Here is a 14,066-nt window from a genome sequence, read left to right on the forward strand (position 1 = left end):
GGGGCCTTTTTTATTGCCCGAAACACGACTAAACGACCAGCAATCGCCCGATGGCGGACAGTACGGGACCAGACCGATGAGCAGTGGACGGAACGAACGGCGCGAAATGCCAAGAACCGAAATGACTGGCGCCGAAATGGTGGTGCAGGCGCTGAAGGACAATGGCGTCAAGCATGTTTTCGGCTATCCGGGCGGCGCGGTTCTCCCGATCTATGATGAAATCTTCCAACAGGACGAGGTCGAGCACATCCTCGTCCGTCACGAGCAAGGCGCGGGTCATGCGGCGGAGGGCTATGCGCGCTCGACCGGCCAGGCCGGCGTCATGCTGGTGACATCGGGGCCGGGAGCCACCAACGCGGTGACGCCGTTGCAGGATGCGCTGATGGATTCGATCCCGCTGGTCTGCCTGACCGGTCAGGTGCCGACCTCGCTGATAGGCTCGGACGCGTTCCAGGAGTGCGACACGATCGGCATCACGCGCCCCTGCACCAAACACAATTGGCTGGTGAAGGATGTCAACGAACTCGCGGCAATCATCCACGAGGCCTTCCACGTCGCGACGACAGGACGCCCCGGTCCGGTCGTCGTCGATATCCCGAAGGACGTGCAGTTCGCCAAGGGCATCTATGTGCCGCCACAGACGGCGCCGCGCACGAGCTATCAGCCTAAGGTCCAGGGCGACCTGGAAAAGATCAAGGCGGCGGTCGAGCTGATGGCCAACGCCAAAAGGCCGATCCTCTATACCGGCGGCGGTGTCATCAATTCCGGCCCGGAAGCCAGCCATTTGCTGCGCGAACTGGTCGACCTCACCGGCTTCCCGATCACCTCGACGCTGATGGGCCTTGGCGCCTATCCGGCTTCGGGCAAGAACTGGATGGGCATGCTCGGCATGCACGGCACCTATGAAGCCAACATGGCGATGCATGATTGCGACGTCATGGTCTGCATCGGCGCACGCTTCGACGACCGCATCACCGGCCGGCTCACCGCGTTCTCGCCGAACTCGAAGAAGATCCATATCGATATCGATCCGTCGTCGATCAATAAGAACGTCCATACCGATGTGCCTATTATCGGCGATGTCGGCCGGGTGCTGGAGGATCTGGTGCGGCTGTGGCGTGCGACCGCCAAGGCCGACAAGAAGGCGCTGCACCCGTGGTGGGAGCAGATCGCGAAATGGCGGGCTCGGGATTCGCTTGCCTACAAGATGAACCACGACGTGATCATGCCGCAATATGCCGTCCAGCGGCTCTACGCGCTGACCAAGGACATGGACACCTACATCACCACCGAGGTCGGCCAGCACCAGATGTGGGCGGCGCAGCACTATCATTTCGAGAAGCCGAATCGCTGGATGACCTCCGGTGGGCTCGGCACGATGGGCTACGGCCTGCCGGCGGCGCTCGGCGTGCAGATCGCGCACCCGGATGCGCTGGTTATCGACATTGCCGGCGACGCCTCGGTGCAGATGACGATGCAGGAGATGAGTGCCGCTGTGCAGCACGAAGCGCCAATCAAGATCTTCATCCTCAACAACCAGTATATGGGCATGGTGCGGCAGTGGCAGCAGCTTCTGCACGGCAACCGGCTGTCGCATTCCTACACCGAAGCGATGCCGGATTTCGTCAAGCTTGCCGAAGCCTATGGCGGCCACGGCATCCGCTGCGAGAAGCCGGACGAACTGGACGACGCGATCAAGGAGATGATTTCGGTGAAGAAGCCGGTGATTTTCGACTGCCGGGTGGCGACACTTGCCAACTGCTTCCCGATGATCCCGTCGGGCAAGGCACATAACGAGATGCTTCTGCCTGACGAGGCGACGGACGAGGCGGTGGCCAACGCCATCGACGCCAAGGGCAGGGAACTGGTGTAACGCCTAACGCCCAAGCCGAGGCAGGGCAGTCGGAAGAAGCCGTGTGGAAACAGAAAAACAGTTCAAAAGTTTGAAATCGAGATTCATGTCATGAACGCACAGCTTCAACCGACCGGCTCGGCCTACTTCATCGCCAAGGAAACTGAAAAGCCGGAGACTCACACGCTGTCCGTGCTGGTCGATAATGAGCCGGGCGTGCTTGCCCGGGTCATCGGCCTGTTTTCCGGACGCGGCTACAATATCGAGAGCCTGACGGTCTCCGAAACCGAACATGAGAAGCACCTGTCGCGCATCACCATCGTGACGCGCGGCACGCCGCATGTGCTGGAGCAGATCAAGCACCAGCTCGAGCGCATCGTGCCGGTGCACCGTGTCGTCGATCTCACCGTGCGCTCGCACGAGCTCGGCCAGGAACGGCCGCTGGAGCGAGAACTCGCGCTGGTGAAAGTGGCCGGCACCGGCGAAGGCCGCGTCGAGGCGCTGAGGCTGGCCGATGCCTTCCGCGCCAGCGTCATCGACGCCAACACTGAGCATTTCATCTTCGAGATCACCGGCAAAGGCTCCAAGATCGACCAGTTCATCGCCATCATGAAACCGCTCGGCCTGGTCGAAATCTGCCGCACCGGCGTGGCGGCGTTGAACCGCGGCCCGCAAGGGATGTGATCATCCGGCGCTTTGGGTCCAGTGCTCTGGCACCGCCCGTATTTATTCTGTCGGCTTGATCCTGACCTTCTGGCCCGGCTGCCGCCGTGAGGTGGCCTTTGTGCGTCTGAGGTAAAAGGACAATATTGCTGACCTGCTTGGGAGAAGCCAATGACCCTCGATGCGTTCCTTGCCTTGCTGGTCTATGCCTTCGTGACCTCGATCACGCCTGGTCCGAACAACTTCATGCTTCTGGCTTCCGGCGTGAATTTCGGTTTCGCCAAAACCATTCCGCACATGCTGGGCATCAGCATCGGCTTCCTCGTGCTGTTGCTTGCCGTCGGCTTCGGGCTGGGCGCGGTGCTGACTGCGTTTCCGGTGCTGCACACCGGATTGAAGATCGCGGGCGGCGTCTACCTGCTCTATCTCGCCTCGAAGATCGCCGTGTCGCGTTCGCTCAGCAGCAAGGGCGAGGCCAAGTCGCGACCGATGCGGTTCATCGATGCGGCAGCGTTCCAGTGGGTCAATCCCAAGGCGTGGGTGATGGCGATCACCGGCATGGCCGTCTATGCCATTCCGGAGCATCCGTTTCTCTCGGTGGCGTTGATCTCGATAGCCTTCACCGTCGTCAATTTGCCGAGTGTTTCGGTGTGGGCAGGCTTCGGCATGGCGCTGCGCGGTTTTCTGTCGGACCCGGTGCGGCTTAAATGGTTCAACATCGCCATGGGCGTGCTGCTGGCAGCGACACTGTGGCCGATGCTGCGGTAGTTGTCGCTTTGTTGTGCACTGCCTTCGGCGCCTTCTATTCTATTTGGTGAAACCGCGGCACGAGGCTGCGAGTTACACCAGATATGACCACCGAACCACGGCGTGTCGAAGGCTTCTTGACGTTGCAAGGCGAGCCGCAGAGGGCGGCAGCGGAATAGAAGCCGCAAGGTCGTCGGTGCGCCCGATGTCTGCTGGCCCAAGCCGTGGCGCTTGCGGTGGAATGCTTGCAGCCGTAATTTACGGCCATGTCCCATAACCACGACAACGAACTTGATCCTTTTGCCGCCCGGGTGCGCGCGCTGGAGACGATCCTCACCCAAAAAGGACTGATCGATCCGGCCGCGATCGACGTGATCGTCGACACCTATGAGACAAAAATCGGCCCGCGCAATGGCGCCAAGGTGGTGGCGAAGGCATGGGTCGACCCTGACTTTGCCGTTTTGCTGAAACGCGACGCGACGGCGGCGATTGGCTCGCTCGGCTACACCGGCCGGCAGGGCGAGCACATGCAGGCCGTGTTCAACACGGCGGACACGCACAACCTCGTCGTTTGCACGCTGTGCTCCTGCTACCCGTGGTCGGTGCTCGGCCTGCCGCCTGTCTGGTACAAGGCGCCGCCCTATCGTTCGCGCGCGGTCATAGATCCGCGCGGCGTGCTCGAGGAATTCGGGCTGATCTTGCCGGCAACGACAAAGATCCGGGTGTGGGATTCTACCGCCGAGCTGCGTTACCTGGTCGTGCCGATGCGGCCGAAGGGCACCGATGGCTGGAGCGAGGAGCTGCTGGCGGATCTGGTGACGCGCGACGCGATGATCGGCACCGGACTGGCGCGGGAGCCGGCATGAACGGGCCGCAGGATCTTGGCGGGCAGATGGGGTTCGGGCCGGTCGCAGCCGAAAAGGACGAACCCTATTTCCATGCGGCCTGGGAAAGGCGGGCGCTTGGCGTGACCTTGTGCGCCGGCGCAATGGGCGCCTGGACCATCGACGAGAGCCGGCATGCGCGGGAATCGCTGCATCCCGCCGACTATTATGGCTCCAGCTACTACGAGATCTGGATCAAGGCGCTCGAAACCTTGCTGAAGCGGCATGGTTTTGTCAGCGACCGTGATCTGGCCGCGGGCAAGGCGGTCGATCCTGCCGCGACGCCAAAGCGGGTGCTGAGGGCCGAAAACGTGCCTGATGTGTTGGCTAAGGGCGGCCCCTGCGACCGGCCGGTTGCCACGCCGGCGCGGTTCAAGGCTGGCGACCTCGTGCGGACGAAGAATTTCCATCCGACCGGCCACACAAGGCTGCCGCGCTACGCACGCGGCAAGCAGGGCGCCGTCGAGGCGGTGCGCGATGGTTTTGTCTTCCCCGACGCCAATGCGCACGGCCAGGGCGAAAACCCGCAATGGGTCTATACGGTGGTTTTTGACGGCGCGGAGATCTGGGGCGCCGGCGCCGACCCGACGCTGACAGTGTCGATTGACGCCTGGGAGAGCTATCTTGAGCCGGCGTGAGGCGAAGTCAGTCACCGCCACGCTGCCTGCTGGCGTCGATGCGCCGGTGTTCGCAGAGCCATGGCAAGCGGAAGCTTTCGCCATGACCGTTGCGCTGCACGACAAGGGCCTGTTCTCCTGGAGCGAATGGGCAGACGCCTTGTCCGCCGAGGTCAGGAAACCGGGTGTCGCAAGCGATGGCCACGATTATTACGAGCACTGGCTCGCGGCGCTGGAGAATTTGCTGTCGGCCAAAGGCGTTGCCGGCAAGGGCGACGTCGATGCGCTCGCTGCCGCCTGGGAACGCGCCGCGCATGCGACGCCACATGGCAAGCCGATCCTGCTCGAGAACGATCTCAGCCCGACCGAAGGTCGTGGCGGCCCGACCGGCTAGGTCGTGGCGGCTCGACTTCGTTCTCTTTACGTTCCGCCCTCTGCCTGATAACTTGCGTCATTGGCGGTGCGGCCCGCTGCCGACGAACTTGGTTAATGGCCGTCGGCCTTGTCTTTCCCTCGCGAATCCGGTCTCTCGCGCTGATGGAATTCTCTCCTCAACAGGACGACGCGCTGAAAGCCGTCGCCACCTGGCTCAAGGCCGGAAAGCCGCAGCTCTTCCGGCTGTTCGGCTATGCCGGCACCGGCAAGACGACGCTGGCGCGCTATTTCGCCGAGCATGTCGACGGCCAGGTGCAGTTCGCTGCCTTCACCGGCAAGGCGGCGCAGGTGCTGCGTTCCAAGGGCGCGGTCAATGCCCGCACCATCCATTCGCTGATCTACCGGCCGAAGGGCGAGGAATCGGTGGCGGACGAGGTGACCGGCAAGACCTTGATATCGCCGACCTTTTCGCTCAACCGGCAGAGCCCGATCTCGCGGGCGAAGCTCGTGGTCATCGATGAATGTTCGATGGTCGACGAGCAGCTCGGCCGCGACCTGATGAGTTTCGGCACGCCGATCCTCGTTCTCGGCGATCCCGGCCAGTTGCCGCCGATCTCGGGCGGCGGCTTCTTCACCGACCATGAGCCGGATATTCTGCTCACCGAGATCCACCGGCAGGCGCGCGACAACCCGATCATCCGGCTGGCGCTCGACGTCCGCGAGGGTCGCGAATTCATGCGCGGCGATTATGGCACGGCGCAGGTGATCGGCAAGGAAGACGTCACCCAGGAACTGGTGCTGAAGGCGGACCAGGTGCTGGTCGGCACCAACAGGACGCGGCGTCGCTATAATCAGCGGCTGCGCGAGCTGAAAGGGTTCAATGCCGACTACCCTCAGGCCGGCGACAAGCTCGTCTGCCTGCGTAACGACCCGGCCAAGGGATTGCTCAACGGCTCGCTGTGGAAGGTGATGACCTCGTCGCGCGAGACGGTGAAACCCGGCATCAATTTACTGGTCTCACCGGAGGAGGACGATCCGGACCGCGGCGTTGCCAAGATCAAGCTGCTCAAAGCGGCGTTCGAGGACCCTGACGCCGATATTCCCTGGCAGCAGAAAAAGCGCTTCGACGATTTCGACTATGGCTACGCGCTGACGGTGCACAAGGCGCAAGGCTCGCAGTGGAACGAGATCGTGCTTTTCGACGAAAGCTGGGCATTCAAGGAAACCCGCCAGCGCTGGCTCTACACCGCAATCACGCGCGCGGCCGAACGGCTGACGATTGTCAGATAGGCGGATCGAGCCAGGACTGTGACTGCGTCAGCGTGGCGCAAGCGGTCTGGCGCCGAGCCATTCCCAGGCGGATGCTTCGTCCTCTGCCCCGAAATGCCTGAGCTCGACGGGCAGGGAAGCAGGCAGCAAAGCCTGCGCGTCCGGTACCCAGTTCGGCTCGCCGACCGCAGCGCAGCGGCCGACATGCTCCACGGCATGGGCCGTGCCCTGTTCAAGCGTTTCGTCCGACACATCGACCCAATCGACGCCATCATGGTCGATCAGGCGCACCAGCACGTCGATTTTCGGGTGCAGCGCGTAAGCCGCCTCCAGCAAACCGAACAGGTTTTCCGCATCGGCCGCCGTGACATGGCCGACGACGTCGATGGCGAACAGGTCGTCGCGGTCGGTGTCGATGCGGCGAACCGCCGGCACGGCTTCAAGATAATTCACGGGTCTTCCTCTTGCTGGATATCATACGTCCCTCTGGAACACCGGAAACCCCCTGTCTGTTCCCGCCAAAGGCGGTATAGATGGCCGCAAATACATCCGGACCCGAGAAGCCATGCCTGCAAAACTCTCCGTCAATCTCAATGCCATCGCCATGCTGCGCAACCGGCGCGACCTGCCGTGGCCAAGCGTCACCCGGCTCGGACGCATCGCACTTGCCGCGGGCGCGCATGGGCTGACAGTGCATCCGCGGCCCGACGAACGGCACACCAGGCATTCCGACCTGCCGGAGATCAGGGCGCTGATCGACGATGAATTCCCCGAGGCAGAGTTCAACATCGAGGGTTATCCCAGCAAGGATTTCCTGGCGCTTGTGGAAAAGCACCAGCCGGAGCAGGTGACGCTGGTGCCCGACGACCCTGCCCAGGCAACCTCCGACCATGGCTGGAACTTCGCCGCCGAGGCGGCGTTCCTGACACCGATCGTCAAGCGCCTGAAAAAGGGAGGCTTTCGCGTGTCGCTGTTTTCCGACCCGGATCCGGCAGGCATGAAGGCCGCGCGCGACACCGGCGCCGACCGGATCGAGCTCTATACGGGTCCATATGGCAGCTATCATTCCGATTCTGCAAAAGCGGCGAAAGAGCTGGAAAGATTGGGAAAAACCGCGGATGCCGCGCTTGCCGCCGGGCTTCAGGTCAATGCCGGCCATGATCTGGTGGTGACCAACCTGCCGGCATTGGCAAAGCGCATCCCGGCTTTGGCCGAAGTGTCGATCGGACATGGGTTGACAGCCGATGCGTTGGAGTATGGCATGGCCGGTACGTGCAAAAGATTTCTGAAGGCCTGTGGGTGGTAGAGATGGAAGCCTCGCTTTGCGGACATGGCAGCCATCACGTTGGGGCACTTGATATTGCATCGCAGCAAGCGTAGAGCACCGCCCGCTTATCGGAGTGTCGTCCATGGCCCTTACCAACAGTGGTAGTGAGGCAGAACCAGTCGAACAATCAAGCCATCCTGAGGTTGAACAGCACAGCACCAAGGTTCTGATGCTGGGCGCGCTCGGCGTGGTCTATGGCGATATCGGCACCAGCCCGATCTATGCGTTTCGCGAGGCGTTGCGCGCTTCGGCTGGCGGCAACGTTGCGGACCGCGGCCATATCCTTGGCGTGCTTTCGCTGATCATCTGGTCGCTGATGATAACCGTCACCGTCAAATACATCATGTTCGTGCTGCGCGCCGACAACCGGGGCGAGGGCGGCACGCTGTCTCTGATGGCGTTGGCACGCGGCAGCTTTCCGGCACACTCGGCGGCGATCCTCGGCATCGGCATCGTTGGCGCGGCTCTATTTTTCGGCGACGCAGTCATCACCCCGGCAATTTCAGTGCTATCGGCGGTCGAGGGCATGAACGTTGTCACGCCTACCTTCCAGCCCTATGTCGTGCCGCTGACACTGGTCATTCTGGCGATCCTGTTTGCGGTCCAGCGGTTCGGAACCGGCGGCGTGGGATTGGTGTTCGGGCCCGTTACCGCGCTGTGGTTCCTGGCCATCGGTCTTTCCGGCCTCAACCACATCATGGATGACCCGGAAATCCTGCTGGCAATCAGCCCGCATTATATCGTGTCATTCCTGGTCAACTCGCCCGAAGTTGCCTTCGTCACGGTTGGTGCGGTCTTTCTCGCCGTCACCGGCGCCGAGGCGCTCTACGCCGATCTCGGCCATTTCGGGCGCAACCCGATCGTGCTTGCCTGGCTGGCGGTAGTGTTTCCTTGCCTGTTGCTCAACTATGTCGGGCAAGGCGCCTTCGTGCTGGCGAATGGCGGTGTCGTCGGTCATCCCTTCTTCGAGATGAACGAAGGCTGGATGCTTATCCCGATGGTGGTGCTGGCGACGGCGGCGACCGTGATCGCCAGCCAGGCGGTGATCTCCGGCGCCTTCTCGCTGACCAGGCAAGCAGTACAGCTCAACATGCTGCCGCGTTTCGTGATCCTGCATACGTCGGAAAAACAGTCGGGCCAAATCTACCTGCCGCGCGTCAACCTGCTGCTGGCGCTGGTGGTGATGCTGCTGGTGGTCGGCTTCGGGGAATCCAGTAGACTGGCCTCGGCTTACGGTATTTCGGTGACCGGCAACATGCTGGTGACGAACATACTGCTTTTTGTCGTCATGACGCGCATCTGGAAATGGCCGCTCGCCGTCGCGATCGCCTTGATGGCGGTGTTCGTCTTCATCGATACCGGCTTCTTTGCAGCCAACATCGTCAAGGTATTCGAAGGCGGCTGGGCCTCGCTTGCCATTGCCGCAGTGATCGTGATGACCATGTGGACTTGGATAAGAGGCACCAGGTATCTGTTCGACAAGACCCGCAGGAATGAGATCCCGCTCGATTTCCTTGCCGGCAATTTGTTGAAGAAGAAGCCGCAGCTGGTGTCCGGTACGGCCGTGTTTCTGACCAGCGATCCCGCCAGTGCGCCGACCGCGCTGATGCACAGCCTGAAGCACTACAAGGTGCTGCACGAACAGAACGTCATCCTCTCGGTGGTGACGGCGCAGCAGCCCGTCGTGCCCGACAGTGACCGGGTCAAGATGGAAACGATCAACGAGCTGTTCATGCGGGTGACGCTGACCTTCGGCTACATGGAGCAGCCCAACATCCCGCGTGCGCTGGCGATCTGCCGCAAGCAAGGCTGGAAATTCGACATCATGACGACGTCGTTCTTCCTATCGCGGCGCTCGCTCAAGGCGTCACCCAATTCCGGCATGCCGGTGTGGCAGGACAAGCTGTTCATCGGGTTGGCGCGCACGGCAGCGGATGCGACGGAGTATTTCCAGATCCCGACCGGACGTGTCGTCGAGATCGGGACGCAGGTGGCTATCTAGACGAAAGGCCGTGCCCGTCGAAAGGCACGCCTTTTGTTAGAATCTCCGCGGCCTTCAGCCGGCCAGAGCTGCCTTGTTCGCCTCGAGGAAATGCCTCAACGATTTCGGCTTTTTGCCTGAAAGTGTCTCCATCGCGTCGGTCACCATGGCGATCCGCCCGGAGCGCGTGTTGGTGTCGAAGGAAGTGACGACGGGGGCAAAACCTTCGGGAACGCCTGATGCCTTCAGGCCCTCGGTCAACGCCTCATCCGAAAGCTGAACGACCTCGATGGGCTTGCCGGTGACGTCGGTCACCAGGGCCGCGATCTCGGCGACAGTGTAGGCCTGCGGACCCGTCAGCGTGTATGTGGTACTTTCAGTATCGCCCGAGGCAAGGCCGACGGCGATCGCTGCGGCCATGTCGTCGCGAGCGCCATGGGCGATGCGGCCGTCGGCCGCCGATGTGTGCCACTGCCCCGAGGCAATGGCATGCGGCAGCGACATGAACAGGTTCTCCTGATACCAGCCGTTGCGGAAAATCGTGTAGGGGATGCCGCTTGCCTTGATCGCCTGCTCGGTCCCGTAGTGATCGCCCGCAAACAGCACCGGCGATCCCGGCTCAGGATTGGGCATCGAGGTGTAGAGCAGATGCGAAACACCAGCCTTCCTGGCGGCTGCGACTGCATTCTCGTGCTGCTTGAGGCGCTTGCCCCCAAGGTCGATCTCGCCGGTCGAGATGATCAGGACCCTGCCGGCGCCCTTGAATGCCTCGACGAGCGACGCCGTGTCATCGAAATCGGCTTGCCTGATGGCAACGCCGCGCGTCGCCAGGTCGGCGAGGTTTTCCGGATTACGGGTGGCGGCGATGATGCGTGCGGGCGGAACCTTGAGCGTGTCCAGCAGATGATGGATGACGCCGCGGCCGAGCTGGCCGGAGGCGCCGGTGACGAGAAGGGTTTCGGTCATGGGAAGTCCTGTCGTTGCGCCGGAGCGGCGGGTGCTTATATAAGTCTCAAAAAGAGACCAGCACTAAAATAGGAATTGACCGACCTCCGTAAAGAAGGCAGTTTTGCGGGAGGTAGGCAGGCGCAGGGAACCAGCGATGGACAACAAAATCGTCAGTCTGAGATCGAAACTCGAGATTTACAAAGCGGGCAGCGGCGGGGGCAACATTGCGGACTGTCCGGTTCGCGATGTGATCCAAGGCATCAGCAACAAATGGAGCTCGCTGCTGATAATGGCGCTGGCCGAAAAGCCGTACCGTTTCGGCGAATTGCGGCGATTGGTGCCCGACATTTCACAGCGCATGCTCACCCAGACGCTGCACGATTTGCAGCGCGACGGCTACGTCCATCGCGAGGTGTTCCCGACCAAGCCGCCGAGCGTCGAATACAGTCTGACCGATCTCGGACGCTCGATGTTCGGACCCCTGCACCAGCTGCTCCAGTGGGCCGAGCTCAATCATGGCGCTGTGCGCGACGCGCGGAACGCATTCGACGCTACCGAGACCTAACCATCAGTGCTGGAGTGGCAACGCCAAGCGCGACGGCTTGATTGGCGATACCGCTGAAGGATCGATGGTGGCTGGAACCGCGGTCGATCCGTTCAGGCGGATCGGTATCAAGGAAGGGCGGTGGCCGCCTCGTAGCAGCGGGTGAGGTTCGAAAGATGTGAACCCTTCGCTTGCAGGAATGCATGAAGGCGCTGTGGGTAATCCGGGGCGACAGCGTTCTTCACCGACTTGCGTTCGTGCAATCCCTTCCGCCAGGCCTCGACACGCGGCTTTCCGCTCAGGATGCCGAACTCGCCGATCCGATCGAAGGCGTCGAAATAGCGGAAGATTGGTCCATAGACAGCATCGACCAGTGAAAAGCGCTCGCCGGCAAACCATGGCCCAGCTCGGCCAGCCGTCAGTTCTATTTCGAGACGATCGAACATTGCCGACAGACCTTCGCTTTCGGCAAGGAAGGCGACCTCGGTCGGTGCGGAATAGAGTCGACCGATTGCGTTGAGGATGGCCGAGCCGAACTCGATCCAGGCGCGATGCCGTGCGCGGGCCAGCGGGTCGGCAGGGTGGAGTGGGTTGGCCAGCGTTTCCTCAAGGAATTCGAGGATGACCGCCGATTCGAAGATCGCGGTTTCCTCGCCATTCTGCTGCACGCGCAGCAGCGGTACCTTGCCGAGCGGCGATATCGCCTTGAACCAGGCCGGCTTGTTGGCGAGATCGATGGTGAGGCGTTCGAACGGCACGTCCTTTTCGGCGAGCGAAATCGCCGCGCGCTGCACATAGGGACATAGGGGATGGCTGACGAGAGCGAGCTTGTCGGTCATTTCATTCTCCCCAGACATAGTTCAACGCGCCGTCCTCGACGCGGGTGGAGAGGAACATGAGACGGGAGCCTTTGGACGCCGGGCCTTCGACCCGATCCCCGCTCGCCATGTCGAACGAGGCGCCATGCCACTGGCAGACCAGCTTGCCGTCCTTGCAGTCGAGCGGCCCACCGAAATGCAGGCAGACATTGGCGGCGGCGCGGATACGCTCGCCGCTGCGGTAGACATGGACTTCGCGGCCGAAGAATGGAGCGATCAGGCTGCCCGTCTCCGGGATGTCGGCGACCTTGCAGATTTCATGTTTCATGGCAGTACTCCGATATCAATGCAATTGCATTTATATAGATGCATTTGCATCGATCGTCAAGCTTGATGCAATTGCATCTATCGCCTATGCTGCAACCATGACGGAGCAGACCAACCCTTCGCCGGCGGCCATCAAGGCCTGGGCGCGCCTGATGCGCGTTTCGCGTCAGCTGGTGGAAAGAGCCGAAGACGCGCTGAAGGACGCTGGCTTACCGCCGCTTGCCTGGTACGATGTGCTGCATGAGCTTGCCGAAGCCGGCGAGGGCGGCTTGCGGCCATTCCAGCTGATCGAGCGCACCCTGTTTGCGCAATACAACATCTCCCGGCTGCTGGCGCGGCTCGAAGCGGACGGGCTGGTCGAGAAGCTCAGGGTTGCCGATGACGGGCGAGGACAGACCATCCGCATTACTGAGAAAGGGCGTGAGACGCGCCGCCACATGTGGGCCGTCTACGGACAATCGATCGCGGAACTGGTCGGTGCCAAGCTTTCCAATGAAGACCTGGAAACCTTGTCGGCTCTGCTTGGGCGGCTGCGTCATCCGGCCATGCTGGAGTGATGTGGCCCATTGGCGCTGAAGATCGGTTGCGGCGACGTCAGGCACTTCCCCGGAGGAACGCCAGTGCCGCCAGCACGCCAAGCATGACGCGAACCAGGTGCAGATTGCCCCATTTGACGATCAACGCCCGGGCCTGCGGATTGGTGCCGGCCGCGTCCATCGCCTCCAGCAATCGGTTTGTCGGCATCATTGCGATCAGCGTCCATGGCCAGGGCAGGATGATCAACACCGCCCCGATGAGATAGGCGAGACTACCGGTCTGCCACCAGGCAACGACACCAAGAACACATGCGATGACGGCTATCGACGTCAAAAAGCGGAGATAGGGCTTGCACCGGGTCCGACAATACATCATAGACATGCCGAACCGTAACGTACGGTACGGCCCTGGCTGCCGCCGTTATCGAGCAGGAAAACAGCTTGTTGCAGGCAACCGTCGACATCGACAACGGCGAAGCGCTGACGGAGCGGCAGAAAGCCGTGCTCGATGCCGCACTTCGCCTGCTGGTCGAGGAGGGCGATCAGTTGACCATGACCGCCGTGGCGCGGCGGGCGAGCTGTTCCAAGGAAACGCTCTACAAATGGTTCGGCGATCGCGACGGGCTGTTGACGGCAACGGTGCAATGGCAGGCCTCGAAGGTGCGCGTGCCGCCGGTCGACGGCAAGGGGCTTACCCTTGCTTCGCTGACGGTGAGCCTCGCACGCTTCGCTTCGGACTGGCTCAAGGTGATTTCGAGCGACACCTCGATCGCGCTGAACCGCGTCGCCATTGGCCGTGCTGGCTCGGGGAACGACGATCTTGGCGCCATCGTGCTGGAGAACGGCCGCTTCGCGCTGGCCAGGCGCCTGAAGCCGGTGCTGGAGGCCGGCCGGCAGGCCGGGCTTCTCGAGTTCTCCGATGCCGAAGCGGCATTCCGCACCTTTTTCGGGCTGGTCGCCCGTGACGTGCAGATTCGCCTTCTGCTCGGCGACCGGCTGGAAATGACTGATGCGGCGATCGGCGGCGATGCCGTCCGGGCGACGCAGCAGTTTCTCGCTCTTTATGGAGCAAAAACCGGGCCGCAAGGCCCCCTAGAGCCGGATGATTTCAGGTCAAGTCGACCTGAAATCTGAATCCGGCTCTAAATCAAAGAGATAGAGCATGATGTCGTCCGAAA

General features: G+C 62.0%; 17 protein-coding genes. 12 read left to right on the forward strand and 5 right to left on the reverse strand.

Going from position 1 to position 14,066, the window contains the following annotated elements; all coding sequences use genetic code 11:
- Window positions 1-76: 76 nt before the first annotated feature.
- The 7 genes from AC0L3I_RS08590 (at window position 77) to AC0L3I_RS08620 (ending at window position 6,428) form a co-directional block, all read left to right on the forward strand.
- A complete protein-coding gene (locus AC0L3I_RS08590; RefSeq protein WP_473526615.1) occupies window positions 77-1,873 on the forward strand; it encodes an acetolactate synthase 3 large subunit in 1,797 nt (598 codons plus the stop codon).
- A gap of 90 nt (window positions 1,874-1,963) precedes the next feature.
- Window positions 1,964-2,536: an acetolactate synthase small subunit gene (gene ilvN, locus AC0L3I_RS08595; protein WP_123151908.1), complete on the forward strand. Its 573-nt coding sequence runs from the start codon at window positions 1,964-1,966 to the stop codon at window positions 2,534-2,536.
- 150 nt (window positions 2,537-2,686) lie between these two features.
- The gene (locus tag AC0L3I_RS08600) at window positions 2,687-3,283 is read left to right on the forward strand and encodes a LysE family translocator (protein WP_473485304.1); all 597 of its coding nucleotides are present in this window, start codon (window positions 2,687-2,689) and stop codon (window positions 3,281-3,283) included.
- Between the two features lie 245 nt (window positions 3,284-3,528).
- Window positions 3,529-4,128: a nitrile hydratase subunit alpha gene (gene nthA / locus AC0L3I_RS08605; protein ID WP_473485305.1), complete on the forward strand. Its 600-nt coding sequence runs from the start codon at window positions 3,529-3,531 to the stop codon at window positions 4,126-4,128.
- Window positions 4,125-4,784: a nitrile hydratase subunit beta gene (nthB, locus tag AC0L3I_RS08610; RefSeq protein ID WP_473526616.1), complete on the forward strand. Its 660-nt coding sequence runs from the start codon at window positions 4,125-4,127 to the stop codon at window positions 4,782-4,784. The genes nthA and nthB overlap by 4 nt, the downstream gene beginning before the upstream one ends.
- Window positions 4,771-5,157 (forward strand): nitrile hydratase accessory protein, encoded by a 387-nt coding sequence (locus AC0L3I_RS08615; protein ID WP_473526617.1) that lies wholly within the window; start codon window positions 4,771-4,773, stop codon window positions 5,155-5,157. Before nthB ends, AC0L3I_RS08615 begins: the two co-directional genes overlap by 14 nt.
- A gap of 143 nt (window positions 5,158-5,300) precedes the next feature.
- Complete coding sequence (locus AC0L3I_RS08620) at window positions 5,301-6,428, forward strand: ATP-dependent DNA helicase (protein WP_473485394.1); 1,128 nt, start codon at window positions 5,301-5,303, stop codon at window positions 6,426-6,428.
- 27 nt (window positions 6,429-6,455) lie between these two features.
- Here the strand turns inward: AC0L3I_RS08620 and AC0L3I_RS08625 are convergent, their stop codons facing one another.
- The gene (locus AC0L3I_RS08625) at window positions 6,456-6,860 is read right to left on the reverse strand and encodes a SpoIIAA family protein (RefSeq protein ID WP_473526618.1); all 405 of its coding nucleotides are present in this window, start codon (window positions 6,858-6,860) and stop codon (window positions 6,456-6,458) included.
- Between the two features lie 112 nt (window positions 6,861-6,972).
- Here AC0L3I_RS08625 and AC0L3I_RS08630 point away from each other — a divergent pair, with 112 nt between their 5' ends.
- Both AC0L3I_RS08630 and AC0L3I_RS08635 read left to right on the forward strand, forming a co-directional pair.
- Window positions 6,973-7,713, forward strand: a complete 741-nt coding sequence (locus tag AC0L3I_RS08630; protein WP_473526619.1) for a pyridoxine 5'-phosphate synthase — start codon at window positions 6,973-6,975, stop codon at window positions 7,711-7,713.
- A 103-nt stretch (window positions 7,714-7,816) separates the two neighbouring features.
- Window positions 7,817-9,736, forward strand: a complete 1,920-nt coding sequence (locus AC0L3I_RS08635; protein WP_473526620.1) for a potassium transporter Kup — start codon at window positions 7,817-7,819, stop codon at window positions 9,734-9,736.
- A gap of 54 nt (window positions 9,737-9,790) precedes the next feature.
- Here the strand turns inward: AC0L3I_RS08635 and AC0L3I_RS08640 are convergent, their stop codons facing one another.
- Window positions 9,791-10,681 (reverse strand): SDR family oxidoreductase, encoded by an 891-nt coding sequence (locus AC0L3I_RS08640; protein WP_473526621.1) that lies wholly within the window; start codon window positions 10,679-10,681, stop codon window positions 9,791-9,793.
- A gap of 136 nt (window positions 10,682-10,817) precedes the next feature.
- Here AC0L3I_RS08640 and AC0L3I_RS08645 point away from each other — a divergent pair, with 136 nt between their 5' ends.
- Entirely contained in the window at window positions 10,818-11,228 is a 411-nt protein-coding gene (locus AC0L3I_RS08645; RefSeq protein ID WP_473526622.1) for a winged helix-turn-helix transcriptional regulator, read from the forward strand.
- Window positions 11,229-11,335: 107 nt separating this feature from the next.
- Here AC0L3I_RS08645 and AC0L3I_RS08650 read toward each other — a convergent pair whose 3' ends face one another.
- Together AC0L3I_RS08650 and AC0L3I_RS08655 are read right to left on the reverse strand one after the other, a co-directional pair.
- Window positions 11,336-12,046 carry a glutathione S-transferase family protein gene (locus AC0L3I_RS08650; RefSeq protein WP_473485313.1) on the reverse strand — a complete coding sequence of 237 codons (711 nt, stop codon included), beginning with the start codon at window positions 12,044-12,046 and terminating at the stop codon, window positions 11,336-11,338.
- Window position 12,047: 1 nt separating this feature from the next.
- On the reverse strand, window positions 12,048-12,353 hold the full coding sequence (locus AC0L3I_RS08655) for a Rieske (2Fe-2S) protein (RefSeq protein ID WP_473526623.1): 306 nt from the start codon (window positions 12,351-12,353) through the stop codon (window positions 12,048-12,050).
- A 97-nt stretch (window positions 12,354-12,450) separates the two neighbouring features.
- Between AC0L3I_RS08655 and AC0L3I_RS08660 the strand changes: the two genes are divergently transcribed.
- Complete coding sequence (locus AC0L3I_RS08660) at window positions 12,451-12,909, forward strand: MarR family winged helix-turn-helix transcriptional regulator (protein WP_473526624.1); 459 nt, start codon at window positions 12,451-12,453, stop codon at window positions 12,907-12,909.
- A 37-nt stretch (window positions 12,910-12,946) separates the two neighbouring features.
- Here the strand turns inward: AC0L3I_RS08660 and AC0L3I_RS08665 are convergent, their stop codons facing one another.
- The gene (locus AC0L3I_RS08665; protein WP_473526625.1) at window positions 12,947-13,222 is read right to left on the reverse strand and encodes an anthrone oxygenase family protein; all 276 of its coding nucleotides are present in this window, start codon (window positions 13,220-13,222) and stop codon (window positions 12,947-12,949) included.
- Window positions 13,223-13,329: 107 nt separating this feature from the next.
- Between AC0L3I_RS08665 and AC0L3I_RS08670 the strand changes: the two genes are divergently transcribed.
- Window positions 13,330-14,022, forward strand: coding sequence for a TetR/AcrR family transcriptional regulator (locus AC0L3I_RS08670; RefSeq protein ID WP_473485317.1), 693 nt, complete (start codon window positions 13,330-13,332; stop codon window positions 14,020-14,022).
- Window positions 14,023-14,066 lie beyond the last annotated feature (44 nt).

The sequence above is a fragment of the Mesorhizobium sp. WSM4840 genome (assembly GCF_055811755.1).

Coding starts and splice junctions, on each gene's coding strand:
- AC0L3I_RS08590 (WP_473526615.1), top strand. CDS start 77: ATGAGCAGTGGACGGAACGAACGGCGCGAAATGCCAAGAACCGAAATG.
- ilvN (WP_123151908.1), top strand. CDS start 1,964: ATGAACGCACAGCTTCAACCGACCGGCTCGGCCTACTTCATCGCCAAG.
- AC0L3I_RS08600 (WP_473485304.1), top strand. CDS start 2,687: ATGACCCTCGATGCGTTCCTTGCCTTGCTGGTCTATGCCTTCGTGACC.
- nthA (WP_473485305.1), top strand. CDS start 3,529: ATGTCCCATAACCACGACAACGAACTTGATCCTTTTGCCGCCCGGGTG.
- nthB (WP_473526616.1), top strand. CDS start 4,125: ATGAACGGGCCGCAGGATCTTGGCGGGCAGATGGGGTTCGGGCCGGTC.
- AC0L3I_RS08620 (WP_473485394.1), top strand. CDS start 5,301: ATGGAATTCTCTCCTCAACAGGACGACGCGCTGAAAGCCGTCGCCACC.
- AC0L3I_RS08630 (WP_473526619.1), top strand. CDS start 6,973: ATGCCTGCAAAACTCTCCGTCAATCTCAATGCCATCGCCATGCTGCGC.
- AC0L3I_RS08635 (WP_473526620.1), top strand. CDS start 7,817: ATGGCCCTTACCAACAGTGGTAGTGAGGCAGAACCAGTCGAACAATCA.
- AC0L3I_RS08640 (WP_473526621.1), bottom strand. CDS start 10,681: ATGACCGAAACCCTTCTCGTCACCGGCGCCTCCGGCCAGCTCGGCCGC.
- AC0L3I_RS08645 (WP_473526622.1), top strand. CDS start 10,818: ATGGACAACAAAATCGTCAGTCTGAGATCGAAACTCGAGATTTACAAA.
- AC0L3I_RS08650 (WP_473485313.1), bottom strand. CDS start 12,046: ATGACCGACAAGCTCGCTCTCGTCAGCCATCCCCTATGTCCCTATGTG.
- AC0L3I_RS08655 (WP_473526623.1), bottom strand. CDS start 12,353: ATGAAACATGAAATCTGCAAGGTCGCCGACATCCCGGAGACGGGCAGC.
- AC0L3I_RS08660 (WP_473526624.1), top strand. CDS start 12,451: ATGACGGAGCAGACCAACCCTTCGCCGGCGGCCATCAAGGCCTGGGCG.